Origin of the sequence: Streptomyces sp. NPDC002490 (assembly GCF_040296045.1) — a bacterium.
Classification (GTDB): Bacteria; Actinomycetota; Actinomycetes; order Streptomycetales; family Streptomycetaceae; genus Streptomyces.
Genome location: NZ_JBEOWM010000087.1, coordinates 1 through 14,435 on the forward strand (window position 1 = coordinate 1; position 14,435 = coordinate 14,435).

Genomic DNA, 14,435 nt, shown 5'->3' on the forward strand with positions numbered 1-14,435 from the left:
CTCCTCCGCACCCCCCGGCGCCGCCGCCGCGAGCTCCGCCAGAAGCCCCGACACCAACCCCTTGTTCGACTCAACAACACTCATGAAGACACTCCGTGTTCTCTGCGTATCTCGAACCGTGCACAGTTTTCTCAGTTTTTGACGGAGCCGTTGGTCAGGCCCGCGACTAGATATCGCTGCGCGATGAACGCCAGCGCAAAGATGGGCAGGGCCAAGAGGATCACTCCGGCTGATGCCTGATGCAATTGTGGAACTGACTGTCCGACCTGAGCGGAGAGGAAGACCGGAACGGTGAGGGCGTCGACGTTCGTCAGGACGACGGGCAGCAGGTAGGACTGGAAGGCCAGCAGGAAGGCGAACATTCCGGCGGTGATGAGCCCGGGGCCCATGACCGGAAGGATGACTCTGGCGAAAGCGCCCCAGCGGGAGCAGCCGTCGATCATGGCGGCCTCGTCCAACTCCAACGGAACGGCCATGAAGAAGTTGCGCAGTAGCCAGATCGTGAACGGCTGGTCCACGGCGACGAATGCGAGGGCGAGTCCCAGCTTCGAATCGTAGAGCCCCAGGTCCGTCATGAACTGGTAGAACGGCAGCATGATGGCGAATCCCGGAATGGCGCGGAACAGCATGGCCAGCGCGAGAATCAGGGCGGAAGCCCGGCCGCCGAACCGTGAGAGCGCGTATGCCGCGGGAGCGGATACGAGCAGTGTCATGACGAGGGACATCACCCCGATGATCACGGAGTTGAGGACGAATCGATAGTAGTCCGTCCCCTCCCACAGGCTGACGAACGCTTCGAACGACGGCTGGTAGAAGAATTGGGGTGGACTGGCGAACGCCGTGTCGATGGGCTTGGTGGCCGTCATGAGGGTCCACAGCATGGGGGAGACCATGACGAAGGTCACGGCGGTCAGCGCCAGGGTGACCAGCACGGTGGTGCGCCGTGTACGCCGCGAAAGAGAGTACTTCCCCTGTTTGTTGGCCGGGGGCTGCTCAGGAATTTCGGTACGGTCGCCGGCGGCGGTTGGGGTCGTGGTGCTCATGTCCCTTTCACTTCCCTGTAGACCTGGCGAACGAATGGCGAAATGAGCGCGCACATGACGATGAGCATGAGGACGTTCACCGCACTGCCGAGTCCGAGGTTCTGCTGGTCCCGTGCGAATGCGTTCTCGTACACGTACATGCTGACCGACTGCGTGCCCACGGTCTGTGCGTTGGGTGAGAGGGGGACCAGGGCGTCGAAGACCCCGAGCCCGCCCATGACGGCGATGAGGGCGATGAATCGGAACATGGGGCCCAGCAGCGGGATCACGACGTGGCGCTGCCGCTGCCACCAGTTCGCCCCGTCGACGATCGCCGCCTCGATCTGCGCGTCGGGAACGCCCTTCAGCGCGCCGAGCAGCACCAGCATGACGAAGGGGGCAGCCGCCCAGGTGGCCTCGACGAGAACCAGTGAGCGGTTGGGCCAGGTGCTGGTGAACCACTCGACGTGCTCACCGGTCAGCTTCTCCACCAACTGATTGGCGAGTCCGCCGAAACTGTCGTCGAACAGCCACGAGAACGCGGTGGCGCTGATGACCGCCGGGATGATGTAGGGAACCAGCAGGATGCCGAGGAAGACCGAGCGCCCTCGGCGTGCCCGGTGCAGGAGCAGCGCGAGTCCGTAGCCGAGTACCAGGACCACGGCCGTGTGGGCGATGGCGAAGCCGACGGTGAATCCGACGGCTGTATGGAACATGGGGTCACGCAGCACCTGCGAGTAGTTGCTGAATCCGATCCACTGTCCGGGTGCGCCGTACTCGACTCGCTGAAAACTCCAGACGAACGTGTACATCAGTGGAAGAACCAGCAGCGCACCCATGACGATCACACTGGGAGCCACGCCCACTGCGAAATCACGACGCCTCATGGCGGCCTTTCGTAGAGAATCGAAACGATGGGTCAGCGAGCCGGGGAACCCCGGCGGAGCGGGACCGCCACGGGTCGGCCGCGCGTCCGCCGGGGCGGGCCGGACCGTGCTTCAGCTGCCCTTCAGAGCGGCGGTGCCTGCCTTCTGGCACTGCCGGAGGACCGACTCCACGGAGGCCTTGCCGCTGAACGCCTTCTGGAGCAGCGGGCTGGTGGCGTTCTGCATGTTTCCCAGCCACGTTTCCGCCGGAGGCGTCACCGCCCCGTTGTCCAGGGCGTGGCGGACGGCCGCCGTGTAGGGGGCGGTCCCGTCGCTGACGACTCCCGTCCGAGCGGGATAGGCGGCAGGCACGGCCTGCCGGGAGGCGGCCGGGCTGATCGATGCGGCCATCATCCGGAACAGGAGGTCGGGGTCGATCTTGCTGTTCTTCGGGATGGACCACCCGTCGACCGAGACGAGCGACCCCGGCTTGCCGCCGGGCTCGACGGCGGGCGGCGAAGCGAAGGCGAACTTGTCCGCGTGGGTGGTGAACTTGGGATTGGACAGGTCGGCCATCCGACCCGAGTACATGATCCCGATCGCGGCCTTGCCGTTGAACAGCTGCTGCTGCACACGGGGCTGGTCGAAGGCGAGGACCTGGGGGTCCATGTAGGGCTTCAGCGCCGTGAGGGCTTCGACCCCCTTCTTCGCCTGCGGCGACCCGAAGGTCACCTCTCCCGTACCGGAATCGACGTACGACAGGCCTTGCGAGGCCATCGTCTGTTCGAACAGGGTGGAGGTGCTGTCGGCGAAGGGCAGCGCGATGGGGTGCTTCACCTGCCCTGACTGCTTGATCTTCTCGGCCGACGACTTGAGCTCGGCGTAGGTCTTCGGCGGCTGGAGTCCCAGCTCGTCGAAGACGTCCTTGCGGTAGACCAGCACGCCGACGTTGGCCTGGGTGGGCAGCGCGTAGAGCTTCCCGTCGTAGGACAGCCCCTTGAGCATCGTCTCGTCGATCTCGCCGAGCCGGTACTCGTCCTTGTACTTGGCGAACAGCGAGTCGAGCGCGAGGAGCTTGTCCGTCGAGGCGTACCGCGGCACCGCGCCCGAGTACATCTCGATGATGTCGTAGGTGCCCTGGTTGCCCGCGAGGGTGGTCGCCGTCTTCTGGTACTGACCGCTGAAGTCGATCGGCGCGTGCCGGACGGTGACCCCGTTCTTGGAGCAACTCTTGACCATGGCGTTGGTGAAGGGGTCGGTGGCCGATGAGTTGTAGGCGAGCACGTTCACCGTGGCCGACGTCTTCGGCGGGATGTCGCACTCGACCGCTTTCAGATCGCCGCCCGCGGCCTTGGAACCTGCCCCGCACGCGGTCGTCAGAGCCAGCGCACCTGCGATCGCCACCAGGGAGAGCGACTTGGACGTGCGGAGTACAGGCATCGGAAACCTCCAGGTAACGGGTTATGCATCCGTATACTTGATGAGCTCCCTCAGTGCTGTCAAGAGATCCCGATAGTTGCTGTTCAGTAGGGATTAAAGGTCTCGTAGTGCCCTCCGGTGCAATGCCTTGTCAACTGTGCAAGCGTATGTATAGCCTGCCGTGTCATGATGAGTTCCACGCTTGCCGCCTCCGCATACCGCCCCTATGACAGCGTCGAGGCGTACGTCCTCGGATGCACCGACGAGATCTGGACCGAGCGAGGGATAGGCCGCATCGCGAGCACCTACTACGCGCCGGACGTCGTCGTCCACGGAGCCCTCGGGAGCGTGCGGGGAATCCAGCCCGTGCTGGACGGAACCACGATGAGCATCAGCGCCTATCCGGACGAGGTCGGCCGGGGCGAGGACGTGGTCTGGGAGCCGAGGGGCGTCGACTCCTTCATCTCCTCCCACCGGGTCTTCAGCACCGCGACCAACTCGGGGTGGACCGGATACGGCCCGCCCACCCACCGGCGCATCGCCAAGCGCGCGCTCGCCCACTGCTTGGTGCGAGGGGGGCGCATCGTGGAGGAGTGGGTGGTCCGTGACGAGTACCGGCTGGTGGTCGATCTCGGCCTCGATCCGGCCGAGGTCGCGGCCCGGCTGGCCCGCGGCCGTCCCTGGAGCCCGCTGGACATCGGCCCCCTGCCGGCGAGTCCGCTGGAGAGCGGGGTGTCCGGTGTGCGGACTCCCGGGCCGGCCGAGGACGACTGCGCACGGCTGGTGGAGATGACCGAGACCCTCTGGAACGCGCGCATGCTCCACGTCCTGCCCCGGTACGTGGACCGGGACGTCGTGCTGCGCACCTCGCGCGGGCGTCTGCTGCAAGGTCTCCGTGAGTACTCCACCGAGACGCTCGACCTGCTGGCCCCCTTCTCGGGGGCGGAACTCCGCGTCGTGGACGTCTGCGCGCACGACGACCACCGCAAGGGACGACGGGTCTCCCTCGTGTGGCTGCTGACGGGCCGCTACGGCGGAACGGAACGCTTCGGCCCCGGGTCCGGCCAGCGCGTCGAGATCCTCGGCTCCACCCAGTACGTCGTGGCGGACGGACGCGTCGTCGAGGAGTACCGGGTGTACGACGAACTCGCCCTGATGATCCAGATCCAGCAGACCAACGAGGAGCGAGGGACCGCTTCGGCGGGTGCGCCCGCCGCAGCGCGGGCGGAGGCCCGCGGGAAGGACGTCACGGGCTGAGACACCGCACCGGCCGGCGGGCCGGTGCCGGAGCACGCTGACGAAGATGCACCGCAGCGGCACGACGTGCCGCTTTTCGAAAGGAAGACACATCGTGGTTGACCGGGCCCCGTCGCAGTCGATGGACGGCTATCCCTTCGTGGACATCGTCGATTTCGTCGAGCGCACCACTTACCAGATCTGGAACGACCGCCGGCCGGAACTCGTCCCGAAGTGGTATCCGAAGGACTCCGTGATCTGGACCGACGGCGGTGACCTGGTCGGCGAGGAGGCCGTCACCGCGGACACGGCGGAGCGGCGGCGCGGCTTCTCCGACTACTACGGCGTCATCGACGACACCATCTGGACGGGCGACGACGAGAGCGGCTACCGGACCTCCATGCGATGGGTCGCCCGCGGCACCCACGACGGGCACAGCAAGCTGGGCGAGCCCACGGGCCGACGGGTGAGCAACAGTTCGATCTCCCACTGCGTGGTGGTCGGGGACCAGTACGTCGAGGAGTGGGCGGGCGGCAACGCGCTCGCCTTTCGCCGGCAGCTCGGCCACGCCCTGGAACCGGCCGTGGCTGCCCTGCGCCCCTCCGGCATGCCCACCGGAGAGGCGGCGCCGGAGCGCACCAGGAGCCTGGGCGCGACGGTCCCCGCCGTACCGGAGGAGGTGGACGGTGCGGGACTCTTCGTCACCGACCTGCTGAACGGCTTGTACAACGATCGCGACCTCACCCTGGCCGACCGCTTCTACGCACCGGGTGCTCCCTACTCCTTCGGCACGAGCCGGCTCGGGTTCGGCCCCGCGGGCGCCCGAGCCGAGGTGGAGCGGTGGCACGAGCTCCTCCCCGACCTCCACCTGGAGGTGGAGGAGCTGTACTGGAACGACGACACTCCGACGCGCTCGCGCGTGGCGGTCCGCTACCGGTTGCGCGGCACCGCGGTCAACGACGCGGGGCGCAGCCGTCCCGTGTCCCTGATGTGCTTCCACCACATCCATGTCCGCGGACGGCTCGTCGTCGCGGAATGGGCCGAGTACAACGAGCTCGCGCTGCTCGCTCAGGTGGGGTGAACATGCCGTCCGTCATCGATCTCGAACTCCGCCACGGAGCGCGGAACTACCACCCGCTGGACGTCGTCCTGGAAAGCGCCCGAGGAGCCTGGGCCGTGGGCTCGGACGGTCGCAGGTACCTGGACTTCCTGGCCGGGTACTCCTCCCTCAACTTCGGCCACCGTCACCCCGTGCTGATCGAGGCGGCGAGGAAGCAGCTGGACCGGCTCACGCTGACCAGCCGGGCCTTCCACCACGACCAGCTCGGCCCGTTCTGTGCGGAACTCGCGGAGATGGCCGGCAAGGACATGGTGCTTCCCATGAACACCGGTGCCGAAGCGGTGGAGAGCGCGATCAAGGTCGCTCGCAAATGGGGGTACGAAGTCCGGGGCGTGCCCGCGGACCGGGCGACCATCGTCGTCGCCGAGGGCAACTTCCACGGGCGGACGACGACGATCGTCGGGTTCTCCGGCGACGACAACGCGCGGGCCGGCTTCGGCCCCTTCGGCGGAGGCTTCCGCACGGTGCCCTTCGGTGACGCCGCAGCGCTGGCGGACGCCTTCGACGAGACGACCGTCGCCGTCCTGGTGGAACCCGTCCAGGGCGAGGCCGGAGTGATCGTTCCGCCTCCGGACTACCTGCCGGCGGTGCGGGAGCTGTGCACGCGCAACGGCGCCCTGTTCATCGCGGACGAGATCCAGTCGGGGCTGGGGCGGACGGGCCGCACCTTCGCCTGCGACCACTGGGGCGTGGTGCCCGACGTGTACGTCCTGGGCAAAGCGCTCGGCGGAGGCATCGTCCCGGTCTCCGCGGTGGTCGCGGACGCCCCGGTCCTCGGAGTGCTCTCCCCGGGGCAGCACGGCAGCACCTTCGGCGGCAATCCGATGGGCTGTGCCGTGGCGAGAGCCGTGATCGGACTGCTCAAGGACCGCACGATCGGCGACACGGTGCGTGAACGGGGCCGGCAGCTCGCGGCCCGCCTGTCCGGTCTCGAGGGACGGGGCGTCGTGGCGGTCCGGTGCCTGGGACTGTGGGCCGGGATCGACATCGAACCCTCGCTGGCTTCGGGCCGCACCGTCTGCGAGGGGCTCGCCGAACGGGGTGTCCTCGCCAAGGACACGCACGGAAGCACCTTGCGCTTCGCACCTCCGCTGTTCGTCACGGCCGACGAGGTGGACTTCGCGGTCGATGCCCTCGCCGACGTCCTGGCCGCGCAGGGCCGGGACTGAGCCGACCCCGCTGATGCCGAGCCCACTGTCGGGCTCGGCATCAGCGGGTCAGCGGCCCGGAACGGGTGAACTTCAAACATACGCATGCAGCGGCCCTGGCTGCGGGTTCCCTGAGAGGTGATCCTCACAAGTCCGTGACCGGGCTGGAAGCTGACCTCGCGGCAAGCGGCTGAGCGTGGCATATGATGGCATACGCAATCCACTTCGACCACGGGGGCACAACATGGCGATCACGAGCCGCGACGTCGCCCGGCTGGCCGCAGTTTCCCAGCCCACCGTCTCGCGGGCTCTGCGCGACGACCCCCGGGTGTCCGAGGCGACGCGCGCCCGTGTCCGGGAGGCGGCCCAGGCCCTCGGCTACGTCCCCAGCGAGGCCGGACGCAACCTGGTGACCCGCGCGTCCCGCCGGATCGGCATCGTCGTCACCGATCTGACCAACCCGTTCTACCCGCACCTGATCGGCCCGCTCCACGACGAGCTGGAGCGACTGGGCTATCGGATGATGCTCCTGGCCGAGCGGTCGGACGCCAAGATCGCCGGGGAACAGTTGCTGGACGGCTCTGTCGACGGTGTGGTGCTCACCACGGGCACGAGCGACTCCACCCTCCCCGCCGAGTTGCAGCGCAGGGGCCTGCCCTTCGTCTTCCTCAACCGGGAGTCCGCCGCCGGCGCGGGGGACGCCGCAGTGGTCGACAACGCCGAGGGCGGGCGACTCGTCGCCGCCGAACTCGTCCGTCTCGGGCACCGCCGGATCGCCGGGATCTTCGGGCCCTCCGACACGACCACGGGACGCGACCGTGAGCTCGGCTTCAGGCTGGCCCTCGCCGAGAGCGGTGTCGGCCTGCCTCCGGAGTACGCACGCCACGGCCCGTTCGAGTTCGACACCGGATACCGCGGGTTGCGGGAACTGCTCGAACTCGAACCGCGCCCGACGGCCGTGTTCTGCGGCAACGACGTCGTCGCCATCGGCGTGCTCAACGGAGCCGTGCACGCAGGCGTCCGCGTCCCCGAGGACCTGACGGTGGTCGGTTTCGACGACCTGCCCATGGCCGGCTGGGAGGCCTTCCGACTCACCACGGTCCACTACGACCTCCCCGGCCTCGCCGCTGCGGCAGCCCGCTTGCTCGTCGAGCGCATCGCCGACCGTAAGGGCGACCTGCCCCCGCGGCGCGAGGTGCTGACCACGACCCTGGTGAAGCGCGGCACCCACGCCGCCCCGCCGACGAGTTGACGGCACGGCAACCGGATCCGCACCCGGTCACCGTGCCGTCGGACCGTCGCCGTCAGAGTGTTCGGTCCGGTGCCCGACCGCCGGTGTCCTGCACACCGCCCGGATTCGAAGAGCCCACCGCGGCGGCTTCCTCCAGGGTCTTCCGCAGGACGGCGGTGAGGTTGTACAGCACCGTGGCACCCGTGCTCCGGGCGCGTTCGGCCCCGGCGGTGTCCCCGACGATGCTCAGGACCGTGCGTCCCGCCCTGCCCGCTTCCGCGTGCACCGCGGCGACCGCCCGGTCGACCGCACCGGCTTCGGGCAGCCCGAGCGAGACCGCGAGGTCCGCCGGACCGACCAGGACGGCGTCCACGCCGTCGACGGACAGAATCCCGCGAGCGTTGTCGCATCCCTCAGCGGTCTCGATCATGACGACGACCAGGGTCGATTCGGCCGCTCGCCGCAGATGCTCCGCGGCCTCGACCGTGCCGTACCGACCGGCCCTGCCGTAGGTGGCGAAGCCCCTCTCCCCCAGCGGGGGGTAGTGCGCGTGCGCCACCGCCCGCCGGGCGTCCTCGACGTCTTCGACACGGGGGACGACGACGCCGCTCGCACCGAGGTCCAGACTGCGCAGGACGAGCCCCGGTTCGTCCTCGCCGACACGGACCAGGACGTCGATGCCGTAGGCCTGAGCACCCACCAGGTGGTGCTGCAGTGCCACCAGATCGTCCGGTCCGTGCTCGCAATCGATGACGAGGTAGTCCAGTCCCGCGAGGGCGGCCATCTCGACCAGGGGCTCCGCCGGCATCCGGAGCAGCCCCCCGACCAGACGTTCCCCCGCCGCCCACCGTGCCTTTAGACCTCGCGGCCGGTCGGACCGGGCCCCGGCGTTCACCGGGCCGCCATTCCGGCACTGAGATCGATGTCGGCGGCGCACAGGCCGGGCATCTGCAACATGGCGATCACAGCCAGCCCCACCTCCTGTTCCGTGACCATGCGGCCCAGAGCGGCACGGGAGACGAAGTCCTTCTCGGCCTGCTCGTAGGGGATGCCCAGACGCTCCGACTCGAGCCGGAAGTTGCGGTGCATGCGCGGACCGTCCACCGGACCCGGGGACAAGGAGTTGACGTTGACTCCCGACGGTCCCACCTCTCCCGCGAGGGTGGTGGTGAGACCGATCACCGCCATCTTCGAGGCGCAGTACGGCGTGCGCCGCAGCAGCGGACGCTTCCCCGATACCGACGCCAGGTTGATCACGTCCCCCGTGCCCCGTTCGGCCATCCCGGGCACGAACGCACGACACATCAGGTAGACCCCGCGGACGTTCACGGCGAACACCTCGTCCCATTCGTCCGGGGTGACCTCCGTGAGCGGGCTGACCGGCCCGGCGACTCCGGCGTTGTTGACGAGGACGGAGACCTCCTCCTGCGCGAGTTCGTCGGCGAGGGCGGCGACCGACTCCGCAGCCGCGACATCGCAGACCGCGGCCCGGCCCGGCACGGGCAGGGCCGCAACGGTCTCGGCGAGCGCGGCGTGCGTGCGCCCCACGGCGATCACCCGTGCCCCGTTGGCGGCCAGCGCCGTGGAGATCTCCCGCCCGAGGCCGTTGCCCGCCCCCGTCACCAGCGCGGTCCGCCCCGCGAGGACGCGGCTCATGCGCCCGTCCCGGCGAAGCGGTGGTCGCTCCAGGGCAGCTCGGCGCCGCCGTACTTGGCCGCCCTGACGTCTCCGGAGCGGGCGTGCCCTTCGAAGAGCTCGACCCGGGAGGCCCTTCCGCACACCTGGCCGAGCAGCGCGCTGGAGGCCGGGTCCGCGATCTCCTGATAGGTGACCGTCTTGAGGTACTTGCCGACCCAGAGCCCACCGGTGTAGCGCGCGGCTCCCCGGGTGGGGAGCACGTGATTGGTGCCGATCACCTTGTCGCCGTACGAGACGCACGTCGCCTCGCCCAGGAACAGGGCCCCGTAGTTGCGCATGCGGTCCAGGGCCAGGCGCGGTTCCGAGGTGAGGACCTGCACGTGTTCACTGGCATAGGAGTCGGCGATCCGGTAGGCCTCGTCGAGGGAGTCGGCCACGACCACCTGACCGTGGTCGTGCCAGGCGGGCCCGGCGAAGTCCCGGGTGGGCATGCCGGGAAGGATCCGCTCGATGTGGCCGAGGACCTCCCGGCCGAGTGCCTCGCTGGTGGTGACGAGCACGGCGGGGGAGTCCGGGCCGTGCTCGGCCTGGGAGAGCAGGTCGACGGCGACGACGAAGGGGTCCGCACTCTCGTCGGCGACGACGAGCGTCTCGGTGGGACCTGCGAACAGGTCGATGCCGACCTCGCCGAACAGTTGGCGCTTGGCCTCGGCGACGTAGGCGTTTCCCGGGCCCGCGATGAGGTTGACGGCGTCGACGGTCGTGGTGCCCAGCGCCATGCTCGCCACCGCCTGCACACCGCCCAGCAGGAGGATCTCGTCCGCGCCGGCCATGTGCAGCGCGGCCACGGTTGCCGCGGGGACCTCGCCGCGGATCGGCGGGGTACAGGCGGTGACCCGGGGGACTCCGGCGACCTTGGCGGTGATCACGGTCATGTGCGCGGAGGCGGTCAGGGGGTATCGGCCTCCCGGCACGTAGGCTCCTGCCGCGTCGACGGGTATGTGCCGGTGTCCCAGCCGGACCCCCGGCAGGGTCTCCACCTCGACGTCCCGCAGTGAGTCGCGCTGGTGCCGGGCGAAGGTCCGGACCTGGTTCTGGACGAACTCGATGTCGTCGAGCACCTGTTGCGGTACGCCCGCAACGATCCTCTCCACTTCCTCGGGGGCCAGTTTGAAGGACTCCGGGGACCAGTGGTCGAACTGCTGGGAATAGGAGCGGACCGCGGTGTCGCCGCGATCGCGGATGTCGGCGATGATCACTTCCACCCGGCGGCGGATCTCTTCCAGGTCGTTGCCGACCGTTTCGGTCGGGATCGGGGTCTTGAGCATGCGGGGCACGGTCTTGTCTCCTCCGTCAGGTTGTACGAGCGCGGGATCGGGGCGGCGATGCGGTTCGGCTGCGGTCCGCTCCCGCGAGGTGGTCACGCAGCAGGCTCGCCAGTTCGTCCGGTTGTTCGAGAGGTAGTAGGTGTCCGGCTTCCGGCAGAACGCTCAGCCGGGCTCCGGGAACGGCGTGTGCGATACGCCGGTGGAACTCGGGCGGGCACAGCGCGTCCCGGTCGCCGCAGACCACGAGCGTGGGACAGGCCACCGCGCCCAGGGACGCGAGCGCGTCGACCCGGGTGGACTGCGCGGCCAGTTGGGCCCGGAACACCGCCGGGCCCACCCGCCGTGCCATGGTCAGGAACCGGTCGGCCCGCTCCGGGGCGGGACTGCGCTCGGCGAACATGCCGGGCAGAATCGCTTCGCGCAGTACCGCTTCGAACCGGCCGGCACGCACGAGCCGGTCCTGTTTGCGCCAGGCGGCGAACTGTTCGGACCTGGGAGCCGCGCTGTTGGTGGAGACCGCACAGAACGCGGCGATCCGCTCGGGGGCCAGCCGGAGCGCTTCGAACCCCGCGATGGCCCCGAGGCTCAGTCCGACCATGCGGAACCGGCCCTCGACCGAACCCAGGACCTGTTCGGCCATCTCCGTGATGCTCGGCGCGTCGATCACGGCGTCGACGACGGTTCCGTCCAGGGAACCGCGCATGCCGTCCCACAGCCCGCCGTCGCAGAGCATGCCCGGCACCAGGACGACCGGCAGGTCGTCGTCGTGCCGGAAGGGCACGCTCATCGCGCACGCGGCGGGGCGAGCAGCGCGGCCGGTGCCGTGTAGCCGTTGGCGTCGACGGCCACCCCCGCCTCCAGAGCGGCCTTGACCACGTCATCGCCCCACTGGAGTCGCACCCGGCCGTCGCCGCCGTTGACGACCAACAGGGACGCGTCCTGGGAGGACGTGTTGCGCACGGTGCGCCATGCGCCTGCAGGCACCGAGAGCATGTCCCAGGGTTCCAGGCGGACGACGACGTCCTCCCGGTCGTTGAGGGTGACCTCCCAGGTCCCGTCCTTCGCGATGAGTACCTGGGTCGCCTCGTGCCGATGGGCCAGCATGCCCCGCCCCGGGGCGGCAGCGAGCCAGGAGATGTTGTGCCCGTGGGGGTAGTGGACCGGCGGCTCCTGGAAACGGTCCTCGGTCATCCCGTAGCCGACCACCGATGCGAGGCGTGCGCCGCCTCCGGGGAGTCCGCTGTCCAGGAACGGGGCGTCGGACCACGACAGCCGGTCCCGGGCCGCCACCCTCCGGCCGAGTTGTTCGACGGTGTAGCGGCGCAGCGCCGCTATCTCGTCGTCGGCCATGGGCGCGATCCGCTCCGACTCCGGGGGCAGGGGGTCGCCCGCCACCGTGTCGATCAGTCGGCTGTCCGCGCTCAGGTACAGGCCGTGGTCCGCTGCTTCGCGCAGCACGGACGGGCCCCAGATGATGCCGCCGGTCTCGTCGTGTCCGAGCACGGTGAACAGCCAGCCGTCGTCGGGGCCGACGTTGGTGAACCCGCGGAAGATCCACGTCGGGATGGACGCGATGTCGCCCTCGCGCAGGAGGAGTTCTCCTTCGTCGCCCTCGGCCCCCCACCGCAGCAGGTACTCGCCCCGGAAGCAGACGAAGACCTCCGCGGTGAAGTGCAGATGGAGGTTGTTGGTCACTCCGTTCGGCATCGCGGCCGCGCCGATGTTGAAACCGTGGGGGTCGCGCAGGTTGACCACCTGATCGGCGCTCTGCGTGACACCCGGCCCGATCATCGCGTAGTTCTCCTTGCGGTCCGATCCCGGGGTCCGGCAGTCGATGAACGCCTGGTTGCACGAGACGAACTGGCTGCGCCGGACCGTGCGCCGGATCGCTTCCTCCTGTGTGACCACCACGCTGCTCATAAGCTCCTCCTTAGTGTTAATACGTATGCATAGTAGGCCGTCATTCTCTCCTTCTGTCAAGTGGACCTGCGGCTTTGTGGTTCCGATGTGCTAGGTCCACGTATGCTCAGTGTTCCCGGGTCGGAGGTTCAGGAGGGTTTAGGTGGGGATCACCAGTCACGATGTCGCACGGCTGGCCGGCGTCTCGCAGCCCACGGTTTCGCGCAGTTTGCGGGGGGATCCTCGTGTTGCGCCCGGAACCCGCGAGAGGGTGCTGGCAGCGGCGGCGGCGCTGAACTACATCCCCAGTGAGGCGGGACGGAGCCTGTCGACCCGTGCGACCAAACGGATCGGCGTCGTCGTGACCGACCTCACCAACCCGTTCTATCCACAGCTCGTGGCACCCCTCCACGACGAGTTGGAACGGCTCGGGTACCGCATGATGCTCTTCACCGAGCGATCCGAGGACGCGGTCGCGATGGAGAGGCTGCTGGACCAGTCCATCGACGGCGTGGTGCTCACCACGGCAACCACCGATTCGATGCTCTCCGGTGAACTGATCCGCCGGGGCCTCCCGTTCGTCTTCCTCAACCGGGAGGACGACTCCGAACGGGCGGATGCCGCCGTGGCGGACAACGTCGCGGGGGCGCGGTTGGTCGCCGCGGAACTCGCCCGGCTCGGGCACCGGCGCATCGCGGGCATCTTCGGGGCGGCCAACACGAGTACGGGACGGGACCGGGAGCTCGGCTTCCGCCTCGCGCTCGCCGAAGCGGGGGTGGGACTACCGGAGACCCATGTGCGGCGCGGCCCCTTCGAGTTCGCGACGGGTCGTGACGCCCTCGCCCAACTGCTCGCCGCCGGGCCCGCTCCGACCGCCGTCTTCTGCGGCAACGACGTCATCGCAATCGGCGTTCTCGACGCAGCGCTGAAGACCGGGCTCCGCGTCCCCGCGGACCTCACCGTCATCGGGTTCGACGACATCCCGATGGCTTCCTGGGCCTCCTTCGAACTGACCACGGTCGGCCACGACATGCACGCCATGGCGCGCACTGCGGCCCGCCTGCTCGTCCGGCGGATAGCCGGAGTCGACACGGCCGGTACCGAACGGGTCGTCTTCCCCGCCGAAATGATCCTCCGTCACACGCACGGACCTGCACCGCGTCCGTGACGCCGCGCGCGGAACGCCTCGGGGCGGGCGGGCGGGGGAGCCCGACCGCCCGATGATCATGTGCGGAGGGCCCCGGGCCCCCGTGGGTGCCGGTGGAGCGGGGCCCTCGGACCGGGCTGCCCGGTGGGGTGCCCCGAGGTGGCGGATCCTTCCCCGTCGGGGTCAGTTCCGGGGCCAGCGGGGGAGGGTGGGGTCGGTGAAGTAGCGGAGGTCGTCGAGGAGGTCGAGTCCCATCTGGTGGAGGATATGGGGGATGTCGATCATTACCCAGTTGTCGATGATCTTGTTGTTGTGGTCGGTGCGGTACCAGTCGGCGACGCGCATGGTGATGTGGCGGCCGGTGGGTGGGGTGCCGAGCCA

General features: G+C 69.1%; 14 protein-coding genes. 5 read left to right on the forward strand and 9 right to left on the reverse strand.

Going from position 1 to position 14,435, the window contains the following annotated elements:
• Positions 1–131: 131 nt before the first annotated feature.
• The 3 genes from ABT092_RS30000 to ABT092_RS30010 form a co-directional block, all read right to left on the reverse strand.
• The gene (locus tag ABT092_RS30000; RefSeq protein WP_351249492.1) at positions 132–1,043 is read right to left on the reverse strand and encodes a carbohydrate ABC transporter permease; all 912 of its coding nucleotides are present in this window, start codon (positions 1,041–1,043) and stop codon (positions 132–134) included.
• Positions 1,040–1,861, reverse strand: a complete 822-nt coding sequence (locus tag ABT092_RS30005) for a carbohydrate ABC transporter permease (protein ID WP_351249494.1) — start codon at positions 1,859–1,861, stop codon at positions 1,040–1,042. The genes ABT092_RS30000 and ABT092_RS30005 overlap by 4 nt, the downstream gene beginning before the upstream one ends.
• 159 nt (positions 1,862–2,020) lie before the next feature.
• The gene (locus ABT092_RS30010; protein WP_351249496.1) at positions 2,021–3,328 is read right to left on the reverse strand and encodes an ABC transporter substrate-binding protein; all 1,308 of its coding nucleotides are present in this window, start codon (positions 3,326–3,328) and stop codon (positions 2,021–2,023) included.
• Positions 3,329–3,493: 165 nt separating this feature from the next.
• Between ABT092_RS30010 and ABT092_RS30015 the strand changes: the two genes are divergently transcribed.
• The 4 genes from ABT092_RS30015 (at position 3,494) to ABT092_RS30030 (ending at position 8,063) form a co-directional block, all read left to right on the forward strand.
• Positions 3,494–4,564 carry an ester cyclase gene (locus ABT092_RS30015; RefSeq protein ID WP_351249498.1) on the forward strand — a complete coding sequence of 357 codons (1,071 nt, stop codon included), beginning with the start codon at positions 3,494–3,496 and terminating at the stop codon, positions 4,562–4,564.
• A 94-nt stretch (positions 4,565–4,658) separates the two neighbouring features.
• Positions 4,659–5,624, forward strand: a complete 966-nt coding sequence (locus tag ABT092_RS30020) for an ester cyclase (RefSeq protein ID WP_351249500.1) — start codon at positions 4,659–4,661, stop codon at positions 5,622–5,624.
• Positions 5,625–5,626: 2 nt separating this feature from the next.
• Positions 5,627–6,832: an ornithine--oxo-acid transaminase gene (rocD, locus tag ABT092_RS30025; protein ID WP_351249502.1), complete on the forward strand. Its 1,206-nt coding sequence runs from the start codon at positions 5,627–5,629 to the stop codon at positions 6,830–6,832.
• A 223-nt stretch (positions 6,833–7,055) separates the two neighbouring features.
• Positions 7,056–8,063, forward strand: coding sequence for a LacI family DNA-binding transcriptional regulator (locus tag ABT092_RS30030; protein ID WP_351249504.1), 1,008 nt, complete (start codon positions 7,056–7,058; stop codon positions 8,061–8,063).
• 52 nt (positions 8,064–8,115) lie between these two features.
• Here the strand turns inward: ABT092_RS30030 and ABT092_RS30035 are convergent, their stop codons facing one another.
• The 5 genes from ABT092_RS30035 to ABT092_RS30055 form a co-directional block, all read right to left on the reverse strand.
• Positions 8,116–8,850, reverse strand: coding sequence for an HpcH/HpaI aldolase family protein (locus ABT092_RS30035; RefSeq protein WP_351249506.1), 735 nt, complete (start codon positions 8,848–8,850; stop codon positions 8,116–8,118).
• A gap of 83 nt (positions 8,851–8,933) precedes the next feature.
• A complete protein-coding gene (locus ABT092_RS30040; protein WP_351249508.1) occupies positions 8,934–9,698 on the reverse strand; it encodes an SDR family NAD(P)-dependent oxidoreductase in 765 nt (254 codons plus the stop codon).
• Positions 9,695–11,008 carry a histidinol dehydrogenase gene (gene hisD, locus ABT092_RS30045; protein ID WP_502968536.1) on the reverse strand — a complete coding sequence of 438 codons (1,314 nt, stop codon included), beginning with the start codon at positions 11,006–11,008 and terminating at the stop codon, positions 9,695–9,697. Before hisD ends, ABT092_RS30040 begins: the two co-directional genes overlap by 4 nt.
• A 25-nt stretch (positions 11,009–11,033) precedes the next feature.
• Positions 11,034–11,795 (reverse strand): alpha/beta fold hydrolase, encoded by a 762-nt coding sequence (locus ABT092_RS30050; protein WP_351249511.1) that lies wholly within the window; start codon positions 11,793–11,795, stop codon positions 11,034–11,036.
• A complete protein-coding gene (locus ABT092_RS30055; RefSeq protein WP_351249513.1) occupies positions 11,792–12,928 on the reverse strand; it encodes a cupin domain-containing protein in 1,137 nt (378 codons plus the stop codon). Before ABT092_RS30055 ends, ABT092_RS30050 begins: the two co-directional genes overlap by 4 nt.
• A 142-nt stretch (positions 12,929–13,070) precedes the next feature.
• On the opposite strand from ABT092_RS30055, the gene ABT092_RS30060 reads away from it, so the two are divergent.
• The gene (locus ABT092_RS30060) at positions 13,071–14,075 is read left to right on the forward strand and encodes a LacI family DNA-binding transcriptional regulator (protein WP_351249515.1); all 1,005 of its coding nucleotides are present in this window, start codon (positions 13,071–13,073) and stop codon (positions 14,073–14,075) included.
• A gap of 162 nt (positions 14,076–14,237) precedes the next feature.
• Here the strand turns inward: ABT092_RS30060 and ABT092_RS30065 are convergent.
• The coding region (locus ABT092_RS30065) for a hypothetical protein (RefSeq protein WP_351249517.1) at positions 14,238–14,435 on the reverse strand (198 nt) is incomplete at its 5' end.

Coding starts and splice junctions, on each gene's coding strand:
- ABT092_RS30015 (WP_351249498.1), top strand. CDS start 3,494: ATGATGAGTTCCACGCTTGCCGCCTCCGCATACCGCCCCTATGACAGC.
- ABT092_RS30035 (WP_351249506.1), bottom strand. CDS start 8,850: ATGCCGGCGGAGCCCCTGGTCGAGATGGCCGCCCTCGCGGGACTGGAC.
- ABT092_RS30055 (WP_351249513.1), bottom strand. CDS start 12,928: ATGAGCAGCGTGGTGGTCACACAGGAGGAAGCGATCCGGCGCACGGTC.
- ABT092_RS30010 (WP_351249496.1), bottom strand. CDS start 3,328: ATGCCTGTACTCCGCACGTCCAAGTCGCTCTCCCTGGTGGCGATCGCA.
- ABT092_RS30000 (WP_351249492.1), bottom strand. CDS start 1,043: ATGAGCACCACGACCCCAACCGCCGCCGGCGACCGTACCGAAATTCCT.
- ABT092_RS30005 (WP_351249494.1), bottom strand. CDS start 1,861: ATGGGTGCGCTGCTGGTTCTTCCACTGATGTACACGTTCGTCTGGAGT.
- hisD (WP_502968536.1), bottom strand. CDS start 11,008: ATGCTCAAGACCCCGATCCCGACCGAAACGGTCGGCAACGACCTGGAA.
- rocD (WP_351249502.1), top strand. CDS start 5,627: ATGCCGTCCGTCATCGATCTCGAACTCCGCCACGGAGCGCGGAACTAC.
- ABT092_RS30030 (WP_351249504.1), top strand. CDS start 7,056: ATGGCGATCACGAGCCGCGACGTCGCCCGGCTGGCCGCAGTTTCCCAG.
- ABT092_RS30050 (WP_351249511.1), bottom strand. CDS start 11,795: ATGAGCGTGCCCTTCCGGCACGACGACGACCTGCCGGTCGTCCTGGTG.
- ABT092_RS30040 (WP_351249508.1), bottom strand. CDS start 9,698: ATGAGCCGCGTCCTCGCGGGGCGGACCGCGCTGGTGACGGGGGCGGGC.